At 64.3% G+C, this 3,569-nt stretch carries 4 protein-coding genes; 2 read left to right on the top strand and 2 right to left on the bottom strand.

Features of this window, described 5'->3' with window-relative positions; genetic code table 11:
- The coding region (locus WAW17_RS19230; RefSeq protein WP_422334528.1) for a DUF488 family protein at positions 1-506 on the bottom strand (506 nt) is incomplete at its 3' end.
- A 79-nt stretch (positions 507-585) separates the two neighbouring features.
- Positions 586-1,281, bottom strand: coding sequence for a helix-turn-helix transcriptional regulator (locus WAW17_RS19225; RefSeq protein ID WP_422334527.1), 696 nt, complete (start codon positions 1,279-1,281; stop codon positions 586-588).
- A gap of 55 nt (positions 1,282-1,336) precedes the next feature.
- Here WAW17_RS19225 and fdxA point away from each other — a divergent pair, with 55 nt between their 5' ends.
- Positions 1,337-1,723: a ferredoxin gene (gene fdxA / locus WAW17_RS19220; RefSeq protein WP_422334526.1), complete on the top strand. Its 387-nt coding sequence runs from the start codon at positions 1,337-1,339 to the stop codon at positions 1,721-1,723.
- Positions 1,720-3,468, top strand: a complete 1,749-nt coding sequence (ctaD, locus tag WAW17_RS19215) for a cytochrome c oxidase subunit I (protein ID WP_422334525.1) — start codon at positions 1,720-1,722, stop codon at positions 3,466-3,468. Before fdxA ends, ctaD begins: the two co-directional genes overlap by 4 nt.
- The last annotated feature ends 101 nt before the right edge of the window (positions 3,469-3,569 follow it).

Below are 3,569 nucleotides of genomic sequence, written 5' to 3'. Positions count from 1 at the left end.
ACCTGGCCGTCGGCCCGCACCCGGGCGCCCTCCGCCGGGAGGTGTGGGGTGCGCCGGCCGTCGTGCATGAGGTGCTCGACGCTCATCCCGAGGCGTAGCACCGCGACGTCGGCGACGAGGCGGCGGTGGCAACGCCACCACACGCTTTCACTGCACATCATTGCCGTTCTCTGCCGTGCCGACTGTTCCAGCATTTCGGTGAGTGCCTCGTCGAACTCACTGGTGCGAGTGTGAGCGGCATAAGCGGCGAACTGTTCGACTCGCCACCACGGGTCCTCGCACGGTCCGCCGCGCCGCAGGCGTCGACGCCCGCCGAGCCGAGGCTCCGGGCGATACTCGATACCCGCCTGCGGTAGCCACTGCGTCATCGCGTCGCTGCTGACATCGGGATTGCGGCGGCTGCCGGGAAATCGGCGAATGTCGACCACCGCTTCGATGTCGGCCGTGTGCAGCAACGTTGTCAGTTCCTCCCGGCCGAGCCGGCCGTGTCCAAAGGAAATCAACATCCGCCCATCGTCTTTCCCAGAATCAACATCACCCCAGCACATTGATCGTTGTCCGCAGGCGTGCTCGCGTAGGGCCGCGCTAGTGCCGCGCCAGGTGGGCGACGCAGGTCCGGGGGGTTTCCCACGGAACGAGTCGGTTGTCGGTTTCCGGTGCGTCGAGCCTGTTGAGGACGCCGCGCAACAGCCCGAGATGCAGTGCACACACGACGTTCGGGCTTTGCCGGGCGACCGACTCGAATGGGCAGGCGTGCAAGCGGATCCGCATCTCGGCTTCTGACGCCTCGAGTTCGGGATCGAATCCCATCTCTGCGAACAGGGTGGCGATGGCGCTCGCGGCGTCCTCGATGGATCTGGGTGCCCCGGGGGTGTCGGTGAGGTCGTCGAGTGCCCACGCCCGGCCGGCCGCCTCTGCCCGGCCCACGGGGTCGTCATCATCAGCGCTCGACCAGTGCGCCGCCAGCACGCGGGCCAGCCGTTGGTACCCGGAATCGGCATGGCGGCCCGTTTCGAGGGGGGCCAGCGCCTGGTAGAGCTGACGGGGACGACCGCGCACCGGATTCCGCTCGCGTTCGGCCGATACCAATCCGGTGCTGGTCAACGCGTCGAGGTGAAAGCGAACTGTGGTCACGTGCAGCTCGCACAGCGCCGCCAGTTCAGCGATGGTCATCGGTGTGGGACTGGCCCGCAAAGCGTCCAGTAGCTGGACCCGTTTGCGCGAGGCCAACACCGCGTGCGTCCCCGCGCGCTCTGCACCGGTTCCCTTTCGTATCGCCATACTGTATGACTTTAGAGGAAAAGATTCCTCAAAAAAAGGCGTCCCGGAGGTGGCCATGACCTACGTGATCGCAGAGCCGTGTATCGATGTGATGGACCGGGCCTGCGTCGAGGAATGTCCGGTGGACTGCATCTACGAGGGCGGCCGCTCGCTGTACATCCACCCCGACGAATGCGTCGATTGCGGCGCATGCGAGCCGGTGTGTCCGGTGGAGGCGATCTATTACGAGGCCGACGTGCCCGCGCAGTGGGAAGAGTACATCGACGACAACGCCCGCTTCTTCGACAAGCCGTTACCCGGTGCGTCCGAGGCGTTGGGATCACCGGGCGGAGCTATGAAGCTCGGTCCGGTCGCCGCCGACACCGAGTTGGTCGGTGGGCATCCACATTCGGATCCCGCTGCTACGGGCGAGGCATCCCACCACGGTGACGGTGCATCGTGACTCACGTCGCGGTGGAAGTCGTCCCCGTCCGGCCTTTCCCGGCACGGCGCGGGGTCAAGGGGTCGTTCCTCTACAAGGCTGTCACGACCACCGATCCCAAGATGCTGGGTCTGATGTACATGGTCACCTCGTTCGCGTTCTTCATGGTCGGCGGGCTGATGGCGCTGCTGATCCGCGCCGAACTCGCTGTGCCCGGACTGCAGTTCCTGTCCAATGAGCAATACAATCAGCTGTTCACGATGCACGGCACCATCATGCTGCTGCTGTACGCGACGCCGATCGTCTTCGGATTCGCGAACTACATCCTGCCGCTGCAGATCGGCGCACCCGACGTAGCGTTCCCCCGTCTCAACGCGTTCAGCTACTGGCTGTACCTGTTCGGCGCGATTATCACCGTGTCCGGGTTCCTCACCCCCGGAGGGGCAGCAGACTTCGGCTGGACCGCGTATTCACCCCTGACCAGTGCGGTGCATTCACCGGGTGTCGGCGGCGACCTGTGGATCATGGGACTGGCGTTAGCCGGCGTCGGCACCATCCTCGGCGGCGTCAACATGATCACCACCGTCATCTGCCTGCGCGCCCCCGGGATGACGATGTTCCGGATGCCGATCTTCACGTGGAACATCTTCGTCACCATGATCCTGGTACTGATCGCCTTCCCGATTCTGACCGCGGCACTGATGGGCCTGTTGGCAGACCGACACCTCGGGGCGCACCTCTTCGATCCGGCCATCGGCGGCGCCCTGCTCTGGCAACACCTGTTCTGGTTCTTCGGTCACCCCGAGGTATATATCGTCGCGATCCCGTTCTTCGGCATCGTCTCGGAAATCTTCCCCGTGTTCAGCCGCAAACCGCTCTTCGGCTACACCGGCCTCGTCTACGCCACCATCGCCATCGCCGCACTGTCGACCGCGGTGTGGGCGCACCACATGTTCGCCACCGGCGCCGTTCTGCTGCCATTCTTCTCGCTGATGAGCTTCTTCATCGCGGTGCCCACCGGGGTGAAGTTCTTCAACTGGATCGGCACGATGTGGAAAGGACAGCTCACCTTCGAAACACCCATGCTGTTCTCGCTCGGTTTCCTGGTGACCTTTCTGTTCGGTGGCCTGTCCGGCGTATTGCTCGCGAGCCCGCCGCTTGACTTCCACGTCACCGACTCCTATTTCCTCGTCGCACACTTCCACTACGTACTGTTCGGCACCATCGTGTTCGCCACCTACGCCGGCATCTACTTCTGGTTCCCCAAGATGACCGGAAGGCTGATGGATGAGCGCCTCGGCAGATGGCACTTCTGGACCACGTTCGTCGGCTTCCATACCACCTTCCTCGTCCAACACTGGCTCGGCGCCGAAGGGATGCCCCGCCGCTACGCCGACTACCTGCCGTCCGATGGGTTCACCACCCTCAACACGGTCTCGACGATCGGGTCGTTCATCCTGGGCGGATCACTGTTGCCATTCGTCTGGAACGTCTTCAAGTCCTACCGCTATGGCGAGGTGGTCACGGTCGATGACCCCTGGGGTTACGGCAACTCGCTCGAGTGGGCTACCAGTTGCCCCCCGCCGCGGCACAACTTCACCGAGCTGCCCCGAATCCGTTCCGAGCGCCCCGCATTCGAGTTGCACTACCCCCACATGGTCGAGCGGATGCGCGCCGAAACGTACGCCGGCCGACGGCGCACGTCCGTCACCGTCACCGCGAGCACAGTCCGGAACCCGAGCGAGAATCGAGCCGGGGATGAATGAAACCGCCTATCGTTCCCACGGTTCACTCCGGTGTCACGAAGCCGATGCGGTCCCAGAGCATACCCAGTCATGGTCCGCGAACGGCGACCCTTCGACCGGAC

Source organism: Rhodococcus sp. (in: high G+C Gram-positive bacteria), assembly GCF_049286785.1.
GTDB lineage: Bacteria > Actinomycetota > Actinomycetes > Mycobacteriales > Mycobacteriaceae > Rhodococcus_F.
The sequence above is the reverse complement of the archived record's forward strand: the minus strand, read 5'-3'. Positions and strand labels throughout refer to the sequence as shown.